The following is a 204-nucleotide window of genomic DNA, read 5'->3' as shown; positions in this document are numbered from 1 at the left end:
GTCGATGACGTCGTCGACCAGGCCGCGTTCGGCGGCGTAGTAGGGGTGCATCAGCTCGGCCTTGTACTCCTTGACCATGCGGGCCCGCATCGCCTCGGGATCTTCGGCCGCGGCGATCTGGCGGCGGAAGATGACGTTGGCCGCGCCCTCGGCGCCCATGACGGCGATCTCGTTGGTGGGCCAGGCGTAGGTGAGGTCGGCGCC

The 204-nt window shown here is 69.6% G+C and carries 1 protein-coding gene; it reads right to left on the bottom strand.

What is annotated here, in order from left to right; all coding sequences use genetic code 11:
• Window positions 1-204 (bottom strand): carboxyl transferase domain-containing protein (locus IG78_RS43740; RefSeq protein ID WP_037687879.1); only part of this gene is annotated, 204 nt, incomplete at both ends.

Source organism: Streptomyces aureocirculatus, assembly GCF_000720475.1.
GTDB lineage: Bacteria > Actinomycetota > Actinomycetes > Streptomycetales > Streptomycetaceae > Streptomyces > Streptomyces aureocirculatus.
The sequence above is the reverse complement of the archived record's forward strand: the minus strand, read 5'-3'. Positions and strand labels throughout refer to the sequence as shown.